This window comes from Dyella sp. SYSU CM1112 (assembly GCF_058216415.1).
In genome coordinates this window covers 1-289 of sequence record NZ_JBZEGI010000107.1, presented here as the reverse complement: position 1 = coordinate 289, position 289 = coordinate 1, and the positions used below count along the sequence as shown (strand labels likewise).

The window sequence follows — 289 nt, the reverse complement described above, 5'->3', positions numbered from 1 at the left end:
ACGCCTGCTTCTCACCGCTCATTTTCCTCATCCGTTACCACGATGACGTCGCCCTGCTCCACCCGCACCGGCACCACTCGCAGGCTTTTGCCCCGGCACGGACCACCGATGCATTCGCCATTCTCCACGTTGAAGCTGGCGCCATGCGCTGCGCACACCAGCATGCCTTTGGATAGCAGGAATTTGCCCGGTGCCCAGTCCAGACGTCGCCCTGCATGCGGACAAATGTTCATCCAGGCGTTCACGCGTTCGCCTAGTCGCAGCAGGATCACGCTCTCTTCTCCACCAG

1 protein-coding gene is annotated in these 289 nt (G+C 61.2%); it reads right to left on the bottom strand.

Features of this window, described 5'->3' with window-relative positions:
- Positions 1-11 precede the first annotated feature (11 nt).
- Positions 12-289, bottom strand: a 278-nt coding sequence (locus AC4HNJ_RS21825) for a Rieske (2Fe-2S) protein (protein ID WP_490481717.1), incomplete at its 5' end; no start/stop codon positions are given.